Here is a 929-nt window from a genome sequence, read left to right on the forward strand (position 1 = left end):
GTTCCGGGGCCGTGGAGGAGGGGGAATCGCCGGTCACCGGGGCATTCCAGCACGGCCCATGTGACCCGGCATCCCGTTTTCGGGTCCGCCGCTCGGCGAGGGTCCGGGCCCGGAACGACGCCGGGCGGCCGGGCGGCCGGGCGGCCGGCTCAGTCGCCGTGGTGGAGCCGGTGGGTGTCGATGAGTTGCACGCCGGGGTCCCCCTCCGCGCGGCGCCGCAGGTCGTCGGTGAAGCCGGCGCCGCCGAAGCAGAACAGGCGGGTCTCCCCCACCCGCACGTCGCTCCGGGCCCGCAGCAGTTCCCGGATGTGTTCGAGCCGTTCCAGGTGGCCGAGCCCCAGCGGCTCGTTCCACTTGGCCTCCCCGATGGCCAGCAGCTTCTCCCGGTCCTCCCCGTCCCGGCCGAAGGCGGCCACATCCACCTCGCGAGTGATGCGGGCGGCGGGGTCGTTGACGGTGCCGGCGGCGACCCGGGAGGGGTGGCCCCCGCAGGTCTCCGGGGACGCGTACCAGCGGGTCCACTCCCGGCACAGGGCCTCGAAGTGCGGTCCCACGACCTTGCTGCGGAAGGCGGGGCGCAGGCGCTCCCAGACCCGGGCCGCGCGTCCGGGACGTTCGAGTTCGCCCCAGGCCGGTCGCATGACGGCGTGGTGGAAGGTGATGAGGGGTTCGGTGATGCGGTAGGTGGAGCGGTTGCGCCGGAAGGCGTCGGGTTCGCGGCCGATGAGGCCGACATCCTCCAGTACGCCGAGCGGGTGGGCGAGGTCGGTGGACTTGCGACCGAGGCGGTTGGCGATGCCGCCGCGCGAGGGGTGGCCGTCGGCGATGGCGCCGAGCACCGAGTGGTACAGGGCGGGGTCGCGGAGGTCGGGTTCCTCGGCCAGCAGGTAGCGGGCCTCGCGGAAGAGGGGCCGGGCGGGGTTGAGGAC

At 74.5% G+C, this 929-nt stretch carries 1 protein-coding gene; it reads right to left on the reverse strand.

Features of this window, described 5'->3' with window-relative positions; translation table 11 throughout:
* Window positions 1–149 precede the first annotated feature (149 nt).
* A partial coding sequence (locus FNQ90_RS25000) for an ATP-binding protein (RefSeq protein WP_407699444.1) occupies window positions 150–929 on the reverse strand: 780 nt, incomplete at its 5' end.

The sequence above is a fragment of the Streptomyces alkaliphilus genome (genome assembly GCF_014141535.1).
GTDB classification, from domain to species: Bacteria; Actinomycetota; Actinomycetes; order Streptomycetales; family Streptomycetaceae; genus Streptomyces; species Streptomyces alkaliphilus.